Genomic DNA, 18,878 nt, shown 5'->3' on the forward strand with positions numbered 1-18,878 from the left:
CCGTATTGGTATTAGGTGACTTATGGCGATAAATAACATTTCTGTTTTAGCTCCTTCAGAAAAAGATGCATTATTAGCTTTTAAAGACAATAGCTTAAAAAATGATGAAGAAGATTCAGGTGCGGAGTTTTTAAGTCAACTAAACGCAGCGCACAGTTTTATTGAACCTTTGCAAAAAGGCAATAAAAGCCCCGATGCTGAAAATTCGATTGCCAGTCTCAAGAATGAAGAGTCTAGTGAGGAGACAGAGACACCTATAACCTTGGATGGAAACACAATAAGTGAAGTCATAGTCGTCTCTGGTGATAGTATGCTGGCTCAAATAAGTTCGGCACAGGCCATTAATACCTCTGTTTCAAAACCAACAGAAAAAGTTGATGGACCAGCTGGCGAGGTTAATGGAGTAACTGACGAAGTTGATTTTAAGAAGGCATTAACTACAGATAGTTTTAAAGTTGATATTGCTATTGAAAAATCCATAAGTAGAATTGTTTCTGAGAGCAAAAATATTCCTAGCATTGATTCACCTAGTATTGATTCATCAGTTGCTGCATCTGCAACAGCAATTACACAAATAACCGAAAGAGATAAAAGTACTGCTGTAGATACATTAATGACTAAAGATACTGATTTAATTAAAGCAGATAAAATACTTGCCAGTTTAACGCCAGAGCAAAGGTTACAGCTAAGTGTGCAAACTCAAGCATTAGATAAGCCTAGTAACGTAGCAGCTTTAAAGCTGCTGCTTGCACAGTTTATTACTGATAATGAAGAAGCGCAGAGTAGCGTAACTAAGCAGTCTTTCAGTTCTGAGATTGATACGCTTAATACGACTGAAAAACAAAGCTTATTAACTCAATTAAATGATTATATTAAAGCTGAGCAGCCTAAAGGCGAGAGGTTGGAAGCACTCAAGCAAACAATTACTGAGTTGAAAGCTTCAATTGAAATAGGACTTGCTGATACCGATACCGCTAAATCAGAATCAAAAACGTTTTTAACGCCAAGCACTCAAAGTACTGTAAATGACTCCCAAAAGGTAGGCTCAAAATTTTCTACAAGTGAAAATACTGAACTAAATAAAGTGGCTACAACTTCATTGAAAGATGAAAGCGCAGTAAAGTTATCTGAGCAAATGCAAAAAGATGGGTTGAAAAATATAAGCGCAGAGCAAGTACCGGCTCGCGTAGCGCAAGTATTTACGCAAATTACAGCTGCTTTCAATATTCAGAAAACGAGCACATTAAGCCAAGACGATTCAATAGGCTTCGATCAGAGCTTACTGGATACTCAAATATTGCAAACTCAACAATTACAAAGTACATCGCAAGTTAAGCAGGTAGGTATTGACCCAGGTGTTATGCAAGCAATTAATATAGTTAAAAGTGATGCGGCTAAGTTACTGCAAGAACGTGTTAGCTCTATGTTGAGTATTAATAACAAAGAAGCTGAAATTCGTCTTGATCCACCAGAAATGGGCAGCATGCAAATTCGTATTAGAAGCGATGCAGAACAAGCACATATAAACTTTGTAGTACAAAACCAACAAGCTAAAGAAGCACTTGAACAATCTATGCCACGTTTGCGCGAAATGTTAGCGCAACAAGGGTTAGAGCTTGGTGAAAGTACTATTTCGTATGGGCAATCGGGTGGTGAATCGTCTGAGCAAGGCGAGAATAGGACTCAAGGTGGCTTGGTTGATAATGAAGCAATTAATAATGGCGATCAGGAGCTGGCTGATAATATTGCGCACAGTTCTCGAAAACAAACTTCATCATCAATAGATTACTATGCCTAAGTACTGCTATTATAATAACTAAAACAAGCAAGTACCTTTGCGATTAAAGGAATCATGATGGCCGAAGACAAGAGTTTAAAAATAGAAGAAACCGATAAAAGTAAAAAGAAATTAATAATAATCATAGCGGCAGTAGTGCTTATTATTGTTGTTATTGCTGGTTATTTCTATATATCGGGTTCGGATGCGTCGGTTGATAACTTAGAAACTGCAGATACATCTTTAGCAGAGTCAGGTTCATTAGCTGAGTTAGGAAATGCTTTATATGTTGCTATGCCACGACCGTTTATATTTAACGTACCTGGCTCGAGTCGCGATAGAATTGTACAAATTAAAGTACAGCTGTTAGTGCGTGGTAGTATAAATGAAGAAACAGCCAAAAAGCATATTCCACTTATTGAAGGCACATTATTAAGCGTTTTTTCTACTACAACAGCAGATGAGCTAGGTACGAGTGCAGGTAAAGAGACACTGCGCTTTTCTGCCCTTGAGAGAGTACAAGCCGCTTTGATGAATGTTGAAGGCAGTAAAGTAATCGAGCGGGTATTATTTACCGGCTTTGTGATGCAATAAGGGGCTAGTGTGAGCGATTTATTATCCCAAGACGAAATTGATGCACTATTACACGGTATTGATGACGTTGATGAGGAGGATATAAACGAAGGTGAGGACGGCGGAGGTACGCTCCAGTACGATTTTTCTTCGCAGGATCGCATCGTGCGCGGTCGCATGCCGACACTGGAAATTGTTAACGAACGTTTTGCTCGCCATATGCGAATTAGCTTATTTAATATGATGCGCCGCACCGCAGAAGTGTCTATTAACGGCGTACAAATGATTAAATTTGGCGAGTATGTCCATACTCTTTTCGTCCCAACTAGTTTAAATATGGTTCGTTTTAGGCCATTAAAAGGGACGGGTCTTATCACCATGGAAGCACGGCTTGTGTTTATTTTGGTAGATAATTTTTTTGGTGGGGATGGCCGTTACCATGCAAAAATAGAGGGTCGAGAATTTACACCGACAGAGCGTCGAATTGTGCAAATGTTACTTAAGATAATTTTTGAAGATTATAAAGAAGCATGGGCACCAGTCATGGATGTATCTTTTGAATATCTCGATTCCGAAGTAAACCCGGCTATGGCTAATATTGTAAGTCCAACAGAAGTCGTTGTTGTTAGCTCTTTTCATATTGAACTTGATGGTGGCGGTGGTGATTTTCATATTGCTTTACCTTATTCTATGCTTGAGCCAATTCGGGAACTGTTAGATGCAGGTGTTCAGTCGGACACTGAAGATACTGATTTCCGATGGAGTAAAGCGCTTCGCGACGAAATCATGGATGTAGAGGTTGATATGTCGACTCAATTGCTTGAAGTTGATTTAACCCTAAGACAAATTATGGAACTCAAAGCGGGTGATATCATTCCGGTTGAAATGCCTGAACATATAACCGTATTTGTTGAAGAATTACCTACATTTAGAGCTAAAATGGGTCGTTCACGCGACAATGTTGCACTCCAAATTAGTGAAAAAATTAAACGACCTGATTCAGTTAAATCTGAGCTGCATGTATTTACCAAAGGCGGCAAGAAGATTGATTCAGATGCAGAATTAGAAGAACTAGAAGATGATTTATATCTCTCTAAAGGTGTAGACTTAGACTGGTAATTGATTTAAAGGCGAAAAGTATGAGTGATGACCAAGATACTATGGATGAATGGGCTGCAGCATTAGCTGAGGCAGAAACTCCGGAAGAGGGGAGCGAAGCACAGGTTGCGGAGCTAGACGAATTAAGTGATGAACGACATGAAATGAGTGGCGATGAAAAGCGTAAATTAGATACGATTTTAGATATCCCAGTAACTATTTCAATGGAAGTTGGACGTTCTAAAATTAATATACGTAATTTACTGCAACTCAATCAAGGTTCAGTCGTTGAACTTGATAGAGTCGCAGGTGAACCACTCGATGTGCTTGTCAATGGTACATTGATTGCTCATGGTGAAGTTGTAGTGGTTAATGACAAGTTTGGTATCAGGTTAACGGACGTTGTTAGTCAAGTTGAACGGATTAAGAAGTTACGATGAGTAGTTTAAGTATATTAGCAAATTCAGTTTTTCCAGTAGCAGAATCAGCAGCTCCATCAGGTGATATAATCTCTATGGTGCTTTCATTAGCTGTTGTACTGGTACTCATACTTGTATTGGCTTATTTTGTAAAAAAATTAAACCCAAATTTAGTCAATAGCGACGAATTTAAGGTTGTTCGTAGCCTACCTTTGGGTTCTCGGGAGCGTTTATTGGTTATTGAAATTGATAACGCCCAGCACTTATTAGGAGTAACACCGCACAGTATTAATTATTTACATAAATTAGAGACACCTTTAACTGAAAAAGAGTTACCAGAGCTAGCTAAGCGTTTTGGGAAACTTTTAAACCCGCAATCAAACCAAAATAAAAAGAATTAAACCTATGACAAAGTGGCTACTTATTATTCTTGCCATGGTGTTTGTGCCAAGCGTAAGTGCTGAAGGAATTGATGCGCTAACTATTACAACAAATGCAGACGGCACGCAGGATTACTCAGTAACGTTACAAGTTTTAGCTATTATGACAGCACTGAGCTTTATACCTGCTGCTATAATAATGATGACTTCCTTCACACGAATTATTGTAGTCCTTGCTATTTTGCGCCAAGCAATTGGCTTACAGCAAACACCGTCTAATCAAGTGTTGCTAGGTATGTCACTTTTTTTAAGTATTTTTATAATGGCGCCTATTTACGAGCAAATTAATGAGCGGGCCATAGAACCTTACTTAAATGAACAAGTTACTTCTATACAAGCTTTAGAGCTTGCCAAAGAGCCGATGAAAGCATTTATGCTTTCCCAAGTTCGTCTTAAAGATTTAGAAACATTTGCTAAAATTGCTGGTTACGATCAGCTCGACTCGCCAAAAGACACGCCATTAATAGTATTGATCCCTGCATTTGTAACTAGCGAATTGCAAACCGCGTTCATAATTGGCTTTATGTTTTTTATCCCATTTTTAATCGTTGATTTAGTTGTCGCCTCAGTACTGATGGCAATGGGTATGATGATGCTTTCTCCGATGATAGTGTCTTTGCCATTTAAAATTATGTTATTTGTGCTTGTAGACGGCTGGAGCTTGGTGATGGGTACCTTAGCAAAAAGCTTTGGTCTGGGGACTTAGTATGCTTAGCATCAATGTGACTCAACAATAAGGGAACAACATGGAACCTGAAATATTTGTTGATATTCTAAGCGACTCTTTATTTTTAGTCATTAAGTTAGTGTCTGCAATTGTAATACCCGGTTTAATTGTTGGTTTAGTGGTTGCCGTATTTCAGGCTGCAACGTCTATTAATGAACAAACATTAAGTTTCTTGCCTCGTTTATTAATTACCATTAGTGCACTTATTGTTGGTGGGCACTGGCTTACCCAAGAGTTAATGGACTTTTTTACCGGACTAGTATTACTTATCCCTGAAATTGCAGGTTAAATGTGGAGTATCCATTTTCAGTAATCATTCAATGGTTGAGCGACTTTTTGCTGCCCTTAGTACGGATCAGCTCAATGATTATGATTATGGCCGGCTTGGGCGCTAAAAATGTTCCAACAAGAATAAAAATGGGCTTGTCGGTTGTTGTAACTTTTGTTGTTGTGCCTGTTCTTCCACCGGCTACATTTACTAATTTGTTTTCGTTTGAGATGATTTTAGTGGTTATCCAACAAATACTAATTGGTACTGCCATTGGTTTTGCATCTCTACTTTTATTAAATACTTTTGTGTTAGCAGGGCAAATATTAGCAATGCAAACCGGTTTAGGTTTTGCCTCTGTTATTGACCCCTCTAATGGTGCAAGTGTTCCAGCGGTTGGTCAGTTCTTCCTTATTTTAGCGACGTTGCTATTTTTTGTGTTTAATGGTCATTTAATGATGATTCAAATGGTCGTGCATAGTTTTGATGTATTACCCATTGATGGCAATTGGTGGGCCGTCGATCATTATTGGGACATAGTGACATGGGGTGGCTGGATGTTTACGACAGCACTTGTACTCTCACTGGCACCGCTTACGGCTATGCTCGTTATTAATATGTCGTTTGGTATTATGACGCGTGCAGCTCCTCAACTAAATATTTTCTCTATCGGTTTTCCATTTACCTTGGTAGCTGGGCTCATTATTATTTGGGCGACACTAGGTAACTTTGTTACTCAGTTTGAATTTCAATGGTTAAAAATGGTTGAGCTAATGTGTACTCTAGTTGGTTGTTCACCTTAGGAGAAAGGCATGTCTGAAGACTCAGGACAAGAAAAAACAGAAGAACCCACATCCAAAAAGCTTGAAGAATCTAAAAAGAAAGGTCAAATAGCGCGTTCTAAAGAGCTAGGTACCATGTTTGTACTTATTTTTTCGGCTATATCGCTTTTGATGTATGGACCTGAAATTGGCAAAGGTTTATACAATGTAATGGGCCGTACGCTTAACTTGAATCGTAACGAAGCCTTTGACACTACTAAAATGTTTGCTGTATGGGGAGAAGTTGCGGACGCTTTAATATTTCCTATGGCCATGTTCGTATTTATTATTGTTTTAGCTGCGTTTATAGGTAATACCTTGTTAGGTGGTTTTAATTTTAGCTGGGAAGCAGCCGCGCCTAAAGCAAGTAAAATGTCGCCAATGAAAGGCTTTAAGCGAATGTTTGGCCCGCAAGCGGCTGTTGAGCTTGTAAAGTCACTATTAAAGTTTGGCTTAGTTGCAAGTTTCGCTATATTTCTAATTAATACCTTTTTTGATGAAATACTGCACTTAAGTTTAGAAAGTGCACCGGGTAATATTATTCATGCCTTAGAAATTTTAGCTTGGATGTTCTTGGGTCTTTCGTGCACTTTAGTTATTATTGCGGCAATTGATGCTCCATTTCAAAGTTATAATCATAACAAACAACTTAAAATGACAATGCAAGAGGTTAAAGATGAGTATAAAAACTCTGAAGGTGATCCACAAATAAAAGCGCGTATAAGACAGACTCAAAGGCAAATGTCACAAAATCGCATGATGCAAGACGTCCCAGATGCTGATGTTATTGTTACCAATCCAACTCACTATTCGGTAGCATTAAAATATGACACAGAGCGTGCAGGAGCGCCTATTGTGCTTGCAAAGGGCATTGATGAAATGGCGATGCAAATTCGTAAAGTAGCAATAGGGAATGAAGTACCTATTTTAGAATCCCCGATGCTGACTCGAGCACTTTATCATACTGCTGAAGTTGGCGAACAAATACCGGATCAGTTATTCACCGCTGTAGCGCAAGTTTTAGCCTATGTATTTCAGCTTAAGCGCTTTAATAAAGGGCGCGGAAAACGCCCAACTAAGCTTAACAATAAGCTACCCATCCCAGATGCCTATAAATATTAAAGTCGTTAACCTAGTAACTTGGAATAGTTATTGCTAATTCAATGCAGTGTCAATTTTTTGAAATTGTAGAATTATGAGTTTTAAAGCGGTATTACAACAACTTAACAGAGACAAAAAAGACTATGCCAAAGGGGTCGGTACTCCTTTGCTTGTACTTGCTGCCTTAGGAATGGTGATTTTACCATTGCCGCCATTTTTACTCGATATTCTTTTCTCGTTTAATATTGCCCTCGCATTAGTGGTTTTACTCGTGACTGTTTATACGATGAAGCCGGTCGAGTTTGGTATATTCCCCTCTGTATTACTAATCGCTACGATTATGCGCTTAGCGCTCAACGTTGCCAGTACTCGAGTTGTATTACTTGAAGGTCATAATGGTGGTGATTCTGCTGGTAAAGTAATTGAAGCGTTTGGCTCAGTTGTTATTGGTGGTAACTACGCTGTTGGTTTGGTTGTATTTTTAATTCTGATCATTATTAACTTTGTAGTAATTACTAAAGGTGCTGGGCGTATATCTGAGGTATCTGCACGTTTCACCCTTGATGCAATGCCGGGTAAACAAATGGCAATTGACGCCGATTTAAATGCTGGTTTTATAAGTGCTGAGCAAGCGCGTGATCGCCGCGAGGAAGTAACCCGAGAAGCCGACTTTTATGGCTCAATGGATGGTGCGAGTAAATTTGTAAAAGGCGATGCCATTGCAGGTATTGTTATATTGATCATCAATATTGTTGGTGGTTTGTTTGTCGGTATGATTCAGCACAATTTGAGCTTTGGCGATGCCATGGAAGTATATACTTTACTTACTATTGGTGATGGCTTAGTTGCTCAGCTACCTTCTTTACTGCTTTCAATTGGTACAGCGATTGTTGTAACACGCCAAAATGAGTCGCTCAACATGGGTGACCAATTCAAGAAACAACTTGGTAATGAAAAATCACTCTTTATTGCTTCTGGTATTTTGATCATTATGGGGTTAGTGCCTGGCATGCCGCACTTTGCTTTTTTAAGTTTAGGTGCGTTACTAGGCTATTTAGCTTACTACACACAGCAAAGTAAATTAAAAGCCGCCGCTGCAGAGGCTGAGGAAGCAGCTAATGGTGGAAGCGCTGCAACGGGTGTTGCAAATAAACAAGAGCAAAAAGAACTTGGTTGGGATGACGTTCAACAGGTTGATGTAATTGGATTAGAGGTAGGTTACAGATTAATTCCTTTAGTTGACCAATCACAGGGTGGTGAGTTACTTAATCGTATTAAAGGGGTTCGTAAAAAGCTTTCTCAAGAACTTGGCTTTTTGGTGCCACCTGTACATATCCGCGATAATTTAGAGCTTGACCCTAATGCATACAGAATAACACTAATGGGTGTTTCAACCGGTGAAAGCGAGCTTAAACATGGCGACGAGCTAGCGATTAATCCTGGGCAAGTGTTTGGACCAATTAAAGGAGTCGACACTAAAGACCCTGCTTTTGGTCTTGATGCAGTTTGGATTAAGCCTGATCAAAAAGATGAAGCACAATCACTTGGTTACACCGTTGTCGATTCTGCCACGGTAGTTGCAACCCATATTAGCCAGTTATTAACTAACAGTGCGGCGTTGCTACTAGGACATGAAGAAGTCCAAAACCTGCTTGATATGCTTGCTAAAAGCCACCCTCGTTTAGTGGAAGGATTAGTACCCGATGTATTACCATTAACTGCAATTGTAAAAGTACTGCAAAATTTATTGAATGAAGGGGTGGCTATTCGCGACATGCGCTCAATTGTTCAAACCCTTGTTGAATATGGTCCGCGTAGCCAAGACCCTGATGTACTAACGGCTGCGGTACGTATTTCACTGCGAAGATTAATCGTTCAAGATGCCGTGGGCATGTCATCAGAAATTCCTGTCATAACCTTGGCGCCTGAGTTGGAACAGATGTTGCATCAGTCATTGCAAAATGCAGGCGACGAAGGTGCCGGTATAGAGCCAGGACTTGCTGAGCGACTTCAAGTGTCATTGACGCAAGCGCATCAGAACCAAGAAATGGCTGGAGAGCCTTCGATATTGCTAACGTCAGGAATGTTACGCACTGTGTTATCTCGTTTTGTTAAGTACACCATTCCAGGATTGAGAGTGATGTCTTATCAAGAGATACCAGATGAAAGACAGATCAAGATTGTTAGCTCTGTAGGCCAACAATAAGAATTTAAAGGGGTTGAATCATGAAAATAAAACGTTTTTTTGCTAAAGATATGCGCACAGCACTTAAAGAAGTTAAAGATGAATTAGGTGTTGATGCGGTTATTATGTCAAATAAGAAGCTGGCTAACGGTGTAGAAATTGTAGCGGCAGTTGATTATGACAAAGCAGCCCCTAAAGAAGCAGCGCAACCACAACGTACTGCTGAGCCTCGTGTTCAAGCAGCACAGCAAAGTATGCATAATTTTATAAAGCCAGAGCCTCAGCGTGCCAAACCTGAACCTCAAGCAAAAGTGGCTGACAGCTTACAAGCATTACTAGAGCGTCAGTCGCCGCGTCCACGTTCCCCTGAACTTGCATCTATGTTTTCACAATCGGGTATTGATACTACTGATAACTATCAAGAACCAGCTGCGCAGCCGCGTATTAAAAATATGTTTGCTCCTGAAAATGCAGCGCCAGTTCGCCCACAAACTCAAGCAGATAGTTTGGGTTTTGATGATTTAGATCGCGACTTTGATGATTTAGATAGCCCAGTAACGACTCTTCAACAAAAACCAAATAATGAAAGCCAAGAAATGACAACCATGCGTGAAGAAATGAACGCAATTCGTCAATTATTAGAACATCAAGTGTCTGGTTTAATGCAGCAAGATATGGCGCGACGCGATCCTACACGTGCTTGTATGGTTGACCGTTTAGTCGGCATGGGTATTGATAAAGAAGTCGCGCAACAAATGGCATGTTTCGTACCTGATGACGTATCTCGTCAACAAGGTTGGAAAGCATTGTTAACGATGGTCGAGGATCAAATGCAAACAACTAATAATGAAATACTTCGCCAAGGTGGGGTATATGCATTAGTAGGTCCAACAGGTGTTGGTAAAACAACGACTGTTGCTAAACTTGCAGCTTTAGGCGCACAAAAATATGGCGCTGATAAAGTGGCTCTAATAACCACTGATACTTACAGAATTGGTGCATATGAGCAGCTTGCAACTTATGGCCGTATTATTGGTTGTGGTGTAAAGCAAGTTAAAGATGCTAATGAACTAGCTGAAGTTTTATATCATCTGCGTAATAAACGACTAGTATTAATTGATACTGCAGGTATGAGTCAACGAGATTTGCGTTTAACAGAGCAGTTGAATACGTTAATGCGCAACCAACGTGTGGATATTCGTAGCTACCTGGTACTAAGTGCCACAGCACAAATTAATGTACTACAAGAAACAGTACGCCACTTTAAAAAAGTACAGTTAAGCGGCTGTATTTTCACTAAGTTAGATGAGTCATTAAGTTTAGGTGAAATTATTAGTATTGCGATTCAAAATCGTCTTCCAATAGGGTATCTTACTAATGGTCAACGAGTACCAGAAGATATTCGTGTTGCAAATGCTGAAAAACTAGTAAAAAAGGCTGAGCAATTGTATTTAAAAAGAATAAAAGCACAAGATTCAAGGCATCAATCAGTGGCGTCAAGTTCAGTAGGGATGTATGATTAACACAGTATTAGATCAAGCAAGCGGCCTGCGAAAAATGAGTCAGAACAGTAACAATGGCGTAAAAGTTATTGCTGTAACCGGTGGTAAAGGTGGAGTAGGGAAAACAAATGTTTCTCTAAATACCGCTATTGCATTAGGGCAGCAAGGTAATAGAGTGTTAGTACTGGATGCCGACTTAGGTTTAGCAAACTGTGATGTTATGCTTGGTTTGCGTGTTGAGCGCAATTTATCACACGTTTTGTCTGGTGAATGCGAGCTTGACGAAATTTTAGTTGAAGGCCCAGCAGGTATTAAAATTGTACCCGCTACATCGGGTTCGCAAAGTATGGTTGAACTGTCACCATCTGAGCATGCGGGGCTAATTCGTGCATTTAGCGAATTGAATACCGAATTTGATATTTTGATAGTAGATACAGCCGCTGGTATTTCAGACATGGTACTGAGCTTTTCACGCGCGGCACAAGATGTAATGGTTGTCGTGTGTGATGAACCAACATCGATAACGGATGCTTACGCACTTATTAAAGTATTAAGTCGTGAACATGGTGTTTATAAGTTCAAAATTGTTGCCAATATGGTCCGCAGTATGCGAGAAGGCACTGAATTGTTTGCAAAGCTTTCTAAAGTTACAGATCGCTTTTTAGATGTATCAATGGAGCTAGTAGCCACCGTTCCTTATGATGAAAATATGCGTAAAGCAACGCGTCGTCAAAGAGTGATTGTAGAACTTTTTCCAAATTCGCCAGCCGCTCTTGCTTTTAAAGCGTTGGCAACCAAAGCAGTTAAATGGCCAATACCAAACCAACCATCTGGTCATTTAGAGTTTTTCATTGAGAAGCTAGTAAACGGCTAATTATGACAACATTGGTGAATAGAGCTATGGGATATCAATCAACACAAAATTTAAATGTGATTGTTGAGAAGCATGCATCACTTGTCAAAAAGGTGGCGTGCCATCTAATTGCTCGATTACCTCCTAGCGTTCAACTTGACGATTTAATTCAGTCGGGGATGATAGGTTTAATAGAAGCTTCAAAAAACTTTGATGCGACAAAGGGCGCAAGCTTTGAAACCTTTGCAGGTATTCGTATTCGCGGAGCTATGCTTGACGAAATGCGCCGTGGTGATTGGGCTCCTCGCTCAGTACACCGAAAAAGCCGACAGGTTGCAGAGGCAATTACTTGGCTCGAAAGTAGTCTTAATCGTGAACCAACGAATACAGAAGTTGCTGAAAAACTTGAAATTTCGCTTAATGAATACCATCATATTTTAAGTGATGTAAATTCTAGTAAAGTATTAGGTATTGAAGACCTTGGCATAGATGAGGATGTTATTACTCCCATAGACCAGGATTTTGCACTAGATAGACCTTTTAATAATGTAAAAAAAGAGCGGTTTAATGCATCTTTACTAAGTGCAATTAAGTCACTACCGGAGCGTGATGCAATGGTGCTCTCTTTGTACTATAACGATGAAATGAATTTAAAAGAAATAGGACATATACTCGATGTAAGTGAATCGCGTGTAAGTCAGATACATGGTCAGGCGATGATTAAGCTCAAGGCTAAAATCAATGACTGGATAAATTAGTAGTAAGTAAACACAGGTTAAGGCCTCACTGGAGGATGTTTTGGATAAAAACATGAAAATTCTTGTAGTTGATGATTTTTCAACAATGAGAAGAATTATAAAAAATTTGTTACGTGATTTAGGTTTCACTAACGTTCAAGAAGCTGATGATGGTTCTACAGCTTTGCCTATGTTACAAAATCAGGTGTTCGATTTTGTGGTTACCGATTGGAATATGCCAGGAATGCAAGGCATTGATCTTTTAAGAGCAATTCGTGCGGATGATAAGTTAAAACATATTCCCGTATTGATGGTAACAGCAGAAGCTAAAAAAGAACAAATAATAGCAGCAGCGCAAGCCGGTGTTAATGGTTATATTGTTAAGCCATTCACGGCTGGAACATTAAAAACTAAATTAGAAAAAGTATTTGAACGTTTAGGCTAAATGATAAGGGAGAGGCTTATGCCAGCACCTGCTGCGCCTCAAATAACGTTAGAACAAGCTCGTCAACTCGTTGTTTTTTTAGAAAATGATGAACAAGATAAAGCAAATCAATTAATTTTGGAGACTGCGTCTAAAGAACACTCTGAATTATTTGCTGAAGTTGGAAAATTGACTCGTCAATTGCACGAATCACTAAAAGGCTTTGAGCTTGATACTCGTTTGGCTAATCTAACTACAGATGCTATTCCAGATGCTAAAAAGCGACTTAATTATGTTATAGAAATGACAGAAAATGCCGCTAATAAAACAATGGATGCCGTTGAAGCTAGTTTACCTATAGCTCAACAATTGGCCGATGAAATATCCCATATCAAACCGACATGGGATCGTTTAATGAGCCGCGAGATTGAGCTCGGTGAGTTTAAATCGCTGTGTCACAGTATCGATAAGTTTATGAATAACTCTCATCATAAAACGGATGAGCTACAGAACTTAATGACTAATGTATTAATGGCTCAAGACTATCAAGACTTAACAGGGCAAGTTATCCGTCGCGTTATTGAGCTTGTTAGAGAAGTAGAAGAAAGCTTACTTCATCTTTTAACAGCATTTGCTGCTCAAGATGACAGCACAGCTGAGATAATAGAACAACAAAAAATAGAAGAACCAGTTGTTACACAAACTTTAGCAGGTCCAGAAGGCCCTATTATTGATAAAGAATCGCGTAATGATGTTGTGTCTGATCAAGATGAAGTCGATGATCTTTTATCAAGCTTGGGCTTTTAAGAGGAGAGTAACTGCATGTTTGAAGTCGATGAAGATATTTTACAAGACTTTCTTGTAGAGGCAGGAGAAATCCTAGAGCTTTTATCTGAACAGTTAGTTGAACTGGAAAATAATCCAGAAGATACTGAATTATTAAACGCTATATTTAGAGGCTTCCATACTGTTAAAGGTGGTGCAGGCTTTCTTGCAATGACGGAGCTTGTTGATGCTTGTCATGGTGCTGAAAACGTATTTGATTTATTACGTCAAGGCGTGCGAACGGTTAATTCAGAATTAATGGATGTTATTTTACAAGCACTCGACACTATTAATGAAATGTTCGCAACTATTCAAAATAGAGATAAGCCTGAACCTGCAGACCCTCAATTACTTGAAACCCTTCATATATTAGGCTTACCTCCAACAGAAGCTGAACTGAACGGAGTATCTTCACAAACAGATGTTGAGCAATCTCAAAATGAGGTGGTTGATACGCCAGCAGCTGACGATGATCCATTTGCATTTGATGAATTATTTAGCGGAACTCCTTCAGTTAGTACTGGTGACATAGATGAAATCACTGAGGATGAATTTGAAAACTTACTTGATGAACTACACGGTAAAGGCCAAGGTCCTGTTGTTGAAAAACCGCTAGTAAGTAGTGACTTTAATGGTGACATTACAGATGACGAATTTGACAACTTACTAGATGAGTTACACGGTGTTGGCAGTTTTGGTAATGTTACAACTAAAGAGCCTAAGCAAAATAACGCTGTAAAACTACCAGCAGAACCTGCTAAATCAAACTTAAATTCATCAGATGATGAAATTAGTGATGACGAATTTGAAGCATTCCTTGATGAACTTCACGGTAAAGGTACTGCTCCTAAATCAATAGAGAGTACTCCCGTTGTAAAGCAGCCTACTTTGCCTGCTGCACCAGCTTCTAAAGCAAGTATGCCTATAAAAAAACCAGAACCTGCGGAAGTTCCTGCTTCTAAGCCGGCAGAAAAATCCGTTATTAAAGCAGCACCTAAAAAAACAGCGCCGCCTGCAGCCGAAACAACAGTTCGCGTAGATACAAAACGACTTGACCAAATTATGAATATGGTTGGTGAATTAGTACTTGTACGAAATCGTCTGGTTAGTTTAGCAACTAGTTCAGATAGCGAGGCGATGGGTAAAGCAATATCGAACTTAGATGTAGTGACTGCTGATATTCAGGGCGCGGTTATGCAAACGCGAATGCAGCCAATTAAAAAGGTATTTGGCCGTTTCCCTCGCGTAGTACGCGATTTAGCACGCAGCTTAAACAAAGATATCAACTTACAACTTGTAGGTGAAGAAACCGATTTAGATAAAAATTTAGTTGAAGCTCTTGCTGATCCACTTGTGCATTTAGTTAGGAACTCAGTTGATCATGGTATTGAAATGCCAGCGGTTCGTGAGGCTGCAGGTAAGCCTAGAACAGGTAACGTTACTTTATCAGCATCCCAAGAGGGCGATCATATATTGCTAACCATTAAAGATGATGGTGCTGGTATGGATGCTGAAAAACTGAAAAAAATCGCAATTAGTAAAGGTGTACTCGATCACGACCAAGCGAGTCGACTTTCTGATACTGATGCTTATAACCTTATTTTTGCACCAGGCTTTTCTACTAAAGAAGAGATTTCTGATATTTCTGGTCGTGGTGTTGGAATGGATGTGGTGAAAACTAAAATCACCCAACTAAATGGCTCTGTAAGTATTCAATCGGAGTTAGGCGTAGGTACTATTTTAGAAATAAAAGTACCACTTACTTTAGCTATATTGCCGACCCTAATGGTAATTGTTGGTGCACAAACATTTGCGTTACCACTAGCTGGTGTTAGTGAAATATTCAATTTAGATTTAACAAAAACAAATGTGGTTGATGGGCAACTAACAATTATAGTGCGTAAAAAAGCAATACCGTTGTTTTACTTAGAGCATTGGTTAGTTAAAGGCACAGATCGTTCGCAGCGAAAAGCAAAAGGCCACGTAGTTATTGTTCAAATTGGTACGCAGCAAGTTGGTTTTGTTGTTGACTCATTAATTGGTCAAGAAGAGGTAGTTATTAAACCGCTCGATGCATTATTGCAAGGTACGCCAGGCATGGCTGGCGCTACAATTACTTCGGACGGTGGCATTGCACTAATTTTAGATGTTCCAAGCATGTTAAAACATTACGCTGGCTAATAATAAAGTAGGTATATATTTAATATATACCTACGCATAAATTTAATAAGAGAGCTAAATGGCCGTTAAAGTTTTAGTTGTTGATGATTCAAGTTTTTTTCGCCGTAGAGTAAGCGAAATCCTTGAGCAAGATAGCGACATACAAGTTATAGGCTTTGCTGTTAATGGCAGAGAAGCTGTTGAGAAAGCAGCTCAATTACGTCCTGATATGATCACCATGGATGTCGAAATGCCAGTGCTTGATGGCATTAGCGCAGTTAAAGAAATAATGGCGAGTAATCCAACTCCTATCCTAATGTTTTCATCACTAACACGTGATGGCGCAACAGCAACTTTTGATGCACTTGATGCTGGAGCAATGGATTTTTTACCGAAAAAATTTGAAGATATTGCCCGTAATAATGAAGACGCTATAAAGCTTTTGCAAAATAAAGTGAAAGATATAGGGCGAAGACGTTTAGCAGGAACATTTAGGCCTGTAACACCACCTAAGTCAGTAATACCAACTAGAGCGATAACAAGCTCACTTCCGCAAGGAACGAATACATCAACGCCCCCTGTAAAACAACCAGATAGAAGTTTTCAAAGATCAGCACCTGCTGCATTTATACATTCGGATGTAGCCACAGTGCGAGCAAGTGGAAAACAATACCAACTCGTTGCTATTGGTACGTCCACAGGTGGGCCTGTTGCGCTACAAACTATATTGACCCAACTACCAGCTAATTTTCCTCACCCTATTTTACTTATTCAGCATATGCCTGCAGCATTTACACCCGCATTTGCGGCACGTTTGAATGGCCTGTGCCAGATAAAAGTGAAAGAAGCACAACAAGGTGATCGCTTACAGCCTGGAACTGCTTATTTAGCACCTGGTGGACAGCAGATGATGGTCGAAGGGCGCGGGGCAAATAGAACACTGCGTGTATTTGAGGATCATAGCGAGAGAATAAGCTACAAACCGAGCGTAGATGTTACTTTTGCTAGTGCAGCCAAAGCGTATCAAGGTGATGTACTTGCTATTGTTCTAACAGGTATGGGTGCTGATGGACGCGATGGTGCGAGAATGTTAAAACAAATGGGTGCAACCATTTGGGCACAAGATGAAAAGAGTTGTGTTGTTTACGGAATGCCTCAAGCAATTGCTAATGCGGGGCTTTCAAGTGAGAGTTTAGCACTTAGTGATGTTGCTGCACGGATAAAGAGAGAGGTGGGTTGTGGATAAGCTCTCAATATTCGGACTATTTGTGGCATTGGGTGCAATAGGACTAGGTTACTCTTTAGAAGGAGGCGTTGTTTCTGCCCTATTTAATGGCCCTGCGCTTATTATTGTATTCGGCGGCACGCTTGGCGCTGTTATGTTGCAAACATCGGCTAGCACATTTAAGAAAATGCTAAATATGAGTTCTTGGGTTTTTGTCGCGCCACAATACGATATTGAAGAAGCAATAGAGCAAGTTAAACGATGGTCTTATAAAGCGCGCCAAGAAGGTTACTTAGCGCTTGAAAATGAAGCGTTAGCCAATTCAGATGCTTATGCTGCAAAAGGTCTAAGCTTACTTGTCGATGGCTGCTCAGAGCAAAAACTACGTGATACTCTTGAAATAGATTTACTGCTAGAGCGCGATCGTTTACTCGAAGCCGCTCGTGTTTATGAAGCAATGGGGGGCTACAGCCCTACTATTGGAATTTTAGGCGCCGTGCTTGGTTTAATACAGGCAATGTCGTTCATTACCGATCCGCAAATGCTTGGTGCTGGCGTTGCAACTGCATTTATTGCGACGATTTACGGTGTTGGTTTAGCTAATTTATTGTTTTTACCTATGGCAAATAAATTAAAGCAGCGTGTAGAGCAAAAAATGCTTTACCATGAAATGCTTGCCGAAGGCATCATTGCAATAAGCATCGGCGAAAGCCCAGTCAATATAGAATTAAAGCTTGAAGCCTACCGCGTAGAGCGTCCTAATTTCGTGGACGAGTAAACATGTTGCGCCGACGACTTCGCCATTCTGCCCCTAAAAACCAGCATACAGAACGTTGGCTTGTATCGTATGCCGATTACATGACCATTATGTTTGCCTTTTTTGTCGTGCTGTATGCAATAGCGATTAACAAAGAAGAGCAATTTCAAATATTGTCAGACTCCCTCGAACATGTTTTTGATAAATCAGCCCGCCAGCACTCTGCTCAAGGTGAAGGCGTTAATGGTAATGGGATATTGACTGATAGAGTAACACCTGAACAAGAAGTTCTTTACGGCGAAAGTATTTTAAAAGAAGAACAAGGCCCAGAGCTACTCGACGGTCAAAGTGATACAAGTAACATACAACAAAAATATCTAGGAAAGCCTCTCGACAGCTTATTAACTAAATTACAGTCAGCGCTTATTGATGAAATTCGTGATGGGGAAGCTAGTTTAGAGCTTAATCAAGATTGGCTGATTATAGAGCTAAGCTCAGGTATGTTATTTTCAAGTGGCAGCTCAGTTGCTCACTCTCGAGCAAAACAAGTTGTAAAGATTGTTAAAGATATTATTGCTCCAGTAGATAACTATATTAGAGTACGTGGCTATACTGATGATGAAAGTATTCGTAATGAAATGTTTCGCTCAAATTGGGAACTCTCGGTAGCTAGAGCAACGTCAATTTTAGTAGAGCTTGAAGCATTGGGTATTAATTCTGCCAGAATGGCGATAGAAGGTTATGGTCAATATTCACCTTTTGTAAGTAATGATACAGAACAAGGGCGAGCAGAGAATCGTAAAGTTGTTATTGCACTTTCTAAGTATGGTTTACCACAAAAAAAAAGCATCAAAGATGGACAAGCAAGTGAGCATCTAGTGGTAGCGCCTGAAGTTGAACTTCCTTCAGATGACGACACAATAAAAATAATTCGTTTGCCTCATGGTGGTATTCGCATAACAACGCGAAATGAACAGTAATTAGGA

The 18,878-nt window shown here is 39.8% G+C and carries 19 protein-coding genes; all 19 read left to right on the top strand.

Annotated features, from left to right (window positions below; all coding sequences use genetic code 11):
• The first annotated feature begins 22 nt into the window (after nucleotides 1-22).
• The 19 genes from GQR54_RS06565 (at nucleotide 23) to GQR54_RS06655 (ending at nucleotide 18,872) form a co-directional block, all read left to right on the top strand.
• Nucleotides 23-1,798 (top strand): flagellar hook-length control protein FliK, encoded by a 1,776-nt coding sequence (locus GQR54_RS06565; RefSeq protein ID WP_166376914.1) that lies wholly within the window; start codon nucleotides 23-25, stop codon nucleotides 1,796-1,798.
• Between the two features lie 57 nt (nucleotides 1,799-1,855).
• Entirely contained in the window at nucleotides 1,856-2,371 is a 516-nt protein-coding gene (gene fliL / locus GQR54_RS06570; RefSeq protein WP_166376915.1) for a flagellar basal body-associated protein FliL, read from the top strand.
• 9 nt (nucleotides 2,372-2,380) lie between these two features.
• Nucleotides 2,381-3,469, top strand: a complete 1,089-nt coding sequence (gene fliM / locus GQR54_RS06575) for a flagellar motor switch protein FliM (protein WP_166376916.1) — start codon at nucleotides 2,381-2,383, stop codon at nucleotides 3,467-3,469.
• A gap of 20 nt (nucleotides 3,470-3,489) precedes the next feature.
• On the top strand, nucleotides 3,490-3,888 hold the full coding sequence (gene fliN / locus GQR54_RS06580) for a flagellar motor switch protein FliN (RefSeq protein WP_166376917.1): 399 nt from the start codon (nucleotides 3,490-3,492) through the stop codon (nucleotides 3,886-3,888).
• A complete protein-coding gene (gene fliO / locus GQR54_RS06585; RefSeq protein WP_166376918.1) occupies nucleotides 3,885-4,268 on the top strand; it encodes a flagellar biosynthetic protein FliO in 384 nt (127 codons plus the stop codon). The genes fliN and fliO overlap by 4 nt, the downstream gene beginning before the upstream one ends.
• Before the next feature lie 4 nt (nucleotides 4,269-4,272).
• The gene (gene fliP, locus GQR54_RS06590) at nucleotides 4,273-5,013 is read left to right on the top strand and encodes a flagellar type III secretion system pore protein FliP (RefSeq protein WP_166376919.1); all 741 of its coding nucleotides are present in this window, start codon (nucleotides 4,273-4,275) and stop codon (nucleotides 5,011-5,013) included.
• A gap of 40 nt (nucleotides 5,014-5,053) precedes the next feature.
• Nucleotides 5,054-5,323, top strand: a complete 270-nt coding sequence (fliQ, locus tag GQR54_RS06595) for a flagellar biosynthesis protein FliQ (protein ID WP_166376920.1) — start codon at nucleotides 5,054-5,056, stop codon at nucleotides 5,321-5,323.
• A gap of 2 nt (nucleotides 5,324-5,325) precedes the next feature.
• Nucleotides 5,326-6,105, top strand: coding sequence for a flagellar biosynthetic protein FliR (gene fliR / locus GQR54_RS06600; RefSeq protein ID WP_166376921.1), 780 nt, complete (start codon nucleotides 5,326-5,328; stop codon nucleotides 6,103-6,105).
• A gap of 9 nt (nucleotides 6,106-6,114) precedes the next feature.
• Nucleotides 6,115-7,245: a flagellar biosynthesis protein FlhB gene (gene flhB / locus GQR54_RS06605; protein ID WP_166376922.1), complete on the top strand. Its 1,131-nt coding sequence runs from the start codon at nucleotides 6,115-6,117 to the stop codon at nucleotides 7,243-7,245.
• A 73-nt stretch (nucleotides 7,246-7,318) separates the two neighbouring features.
• Nucleotides 7,319-9,430 (top strand): flagellar biosynthesis protein FlhA, encoded by a 2,112-nt coding sequence (gene flhA / locus GQR54_RS06610; RefSeq protein ID WP_166376923.1) that lies wholly within the window; start codon nucleotides 7,319-7,321, stop codon nucleotides 9,428-9,430.
• A gap of 20 nt (nucleotides 9,431-9,450) precedes the next feature.
• Nucleotides 9,451-10,932 carry a flagellar biosynthesis protein FlhF gene (gene flhF, locus GQR54_RS06615; protein WP_166376924.1) on the top strand — a complete coding sequence of 494 codons (1,482 nt, stop codon included), beginning with the start codon at nucleotides 9,451-9,453 and terminating at the stop codon, nucleotides 10,930-10,932.
• A complete protein-coding gene (locus tag GQR54_RS06620) occupies nucleotides 10,925-11,785 on the top strand; it encodes a MinD/ParA family protein (RefSeq protein ID WP_166376925.1) in 861 nt (286 codons plus the stop codon). Before flhF ends, GQR54_RS06620 begins: the two co-directional genes overlap by 8 nt.
• Nucleotides 11,786-11,811: 26 nt before the next feature.
• Nucleotides 11,812-12,522: an RNA polymerase sigma factor FliA gene (locus tag GQR54_RS06625; protein WP_166376988.1), complete on the top strand. Its 711-nt coding sequence runs from the start codon at nucleotides 11,812-11,814 to the stop codon at nucleotides 12,520-12,522.
• A 40-nt stretch (nucleotides 12,523-12,562) separates the two neighbouring features.
• Nucleotides 12,563-12,946 (top strand): chemotaxis response regulator CheY, encoded by a 384-nt coding sequence (gene cheY, locus GQR54_RS06630; RefSeq protein ID WP_008132609.1) that lies wholly within the window; start codon nucleotides 12,563-12,565, stop codon nucleotides 12,944-12,946.
• 18 nt (nucleotides 12,947-12,964) lie between these two features.
• Nucleotides 12,965-13,732, top strand: coding sequence for a protein phosphatase CheZ (locus GQR54_RS06635; protein WP_166376926.1), 768 nt, complete (start codon nucleotides 12,965-12,967; stop codon nucleotides 13,730-13,732).
• Between the two features lie 15 nt (nucleotides 13,733-13,747).
• Nucleotides 13,748-15,931 carry a chemotaxis protein CheA gene (locus GQR54_RS06640; RefSeq protein ID WP_166376927.1) on the top strand — a complete coding sequence of 728 codons (2,184 nt, stop codon included), beginning with the start codon at nucleotides 13,748-13,750 and terminating at the stop codon, nucleotides 15,929-15,931.
• 58 nt (nucleotides 15,932-15,989) lie between these two features.
• A complete protein-coding gene (locus GQR54_RS06645; protein ID WP_166376928.1) occupies nucleotides 15,990-17,156 on the top strand; it encodes a chemotaxis response regulator protein-glutamate methylesterase in 1,167 nt (388 codons plus the stop codon).
• The gene (locus GQR54_RS06650; protein WP_166376929.1) at nucleotides 17,149-17,913 is read left to right on the top strand and encodes a flagellar motor protein; all 765 of its coding nucleotides are present in this window, start codon (nucleotides 17,149-17,151) and stop codon (nucleotides 17,911-17,913) included. The genes GQR54_RS06645 and GQR54_RS06650 overlap by 8 nt, the downstream gene beginning before the upstream one ends.
• Before the next feature lie 2 nt (nucleotides 17,914-17,915).
• Nucleotides 17,916-18,872, top strand: a complete 957-nt coding sequence (locus tag GQR54_RS06655; RefSeq protein ID WP_166376930.1) for a flagellar motor protein MotB — start codon at nucleotides 17,916-17,918, stop codon at nucleotides 18,870-18,872.
• Nucleotides 18,873-18,878: the final 6 nt, after the last annotated feature.

The organism is Pseudoalteromonas sp. Z9A4, from assembly GCF_011378845.1.
In the GTDB taxonomy this organism is placed as follows: domain Bacteria; phylum Pseudomonadota; class Gammaproteobacteria; order Enterobacterales; family Alteromonadaceae; genus Pseudoalteromonas; species Pseudoalteromonas arctica.

Excerpts from the sequence above, each read along its gene's own strand:
- GQR54_RS06565 (WP_166376914.1), top strand. The coding sequence starts at position 23 with ATGGCGATAAATAACATTTCTGTTTTAGCTCCTTCAGAAAAAGATGCA.
- GQR54_RS06625 (WP_166376988.1), top strand. The coding sequence starts at position 11,812 with ATGGGATATCAATCAACACAAAATTTAAATGTGATTGTTGAGAAGCAT.
- flhA (WP_166376923.1), top strand. The coding sequence starts at position 7,319 with ATGAGTTTTAAAGCGGTATTACAACAACTTAACAGAGACAAAAAAGAC.
- fliO (WP_166376918.1), top strand. The coding sequence starts at position 3,885 with ATGAGTAGTTTAAGTATATTAGCAAATTCAGTTTTTCCAGTAGCAGAA.
- fliQ (WP_166376920.1), top strand. The coding sequence starts at position 5,054 with ATGGAACCTGAAATATTTGTTGATATTCTAAGCGACTCTTTATTTTTA.
- fliP (WP_166376919.1), top strand. The coding sequence starts at position 4,273 with ATGACAAAGTGGCTACTTATTATTCTTGCCATGGTGTTTGTGCCAAGC.
- fliL (WP_166376915.1), top strand. The coding sequence starts at position 1,856 with ATGGCCGAAGACAAGAGTTTAAAAATAGAAGAAACCGATAAAAGTAAA.
- flhF (WP_166376924.1), top strand. The coding sequence starts at position 9,451 with ATGAAAATAAAACGTTTTTTTGCTAAAGATATGCGCACAGCACTTAAA.
- GQR54_RS06645 (WP_166376928.1), top strand. The coding sequence starts at position 15,990 with ATGGCCGTTAAAGTTTTAGTTGTTGATGATTCAAGTTTTTTTCGCCGT.
- GQR54_RS06655 (WP_166376930.1), top strand. The coding sequence starts at position 17,916 with ATGTTGCGCCGACGACTTCGCCATTCTGCCCCTAAAAACCAGCATACA.
- GQR54_RS06635 (WP_166376926.1), top strand. The coding sequence starts at position 12,965 with ATGCCAGCACCTGCTGCGCCTCAAATAACGTTAGAACAAGCTCGTCAA.
- flhB (WP_166376922.1), top strand. The coding sequence starts at position 6,115 with ATGTCTGAAGACTCAGGACAAGAAAAAACAGAAGAACCCACATCCAAA.
- GQR54_RS06640 (WP_166376927.1), top strand. The coding sequence starts at position 13,748 with ATGTTTGAAGTCGATGAAGATATTTTACAAGACTTTCTTGTAGAGGCA.
- fliN (WP_166376917.1), top strand. The coding sequence starts at position 3,490 with ATGAGTGATGACCAAGATACTATGGATGAATGGGCTGCAGCATTAGCT.
- GQR54_RS06620 (WP_166376925.1), top strand. The coding sequence starts at position 10,925 with ATGATTAACACAGTATTAGATCAAGCAAGCGGCCTGCGAAAAATGAGT.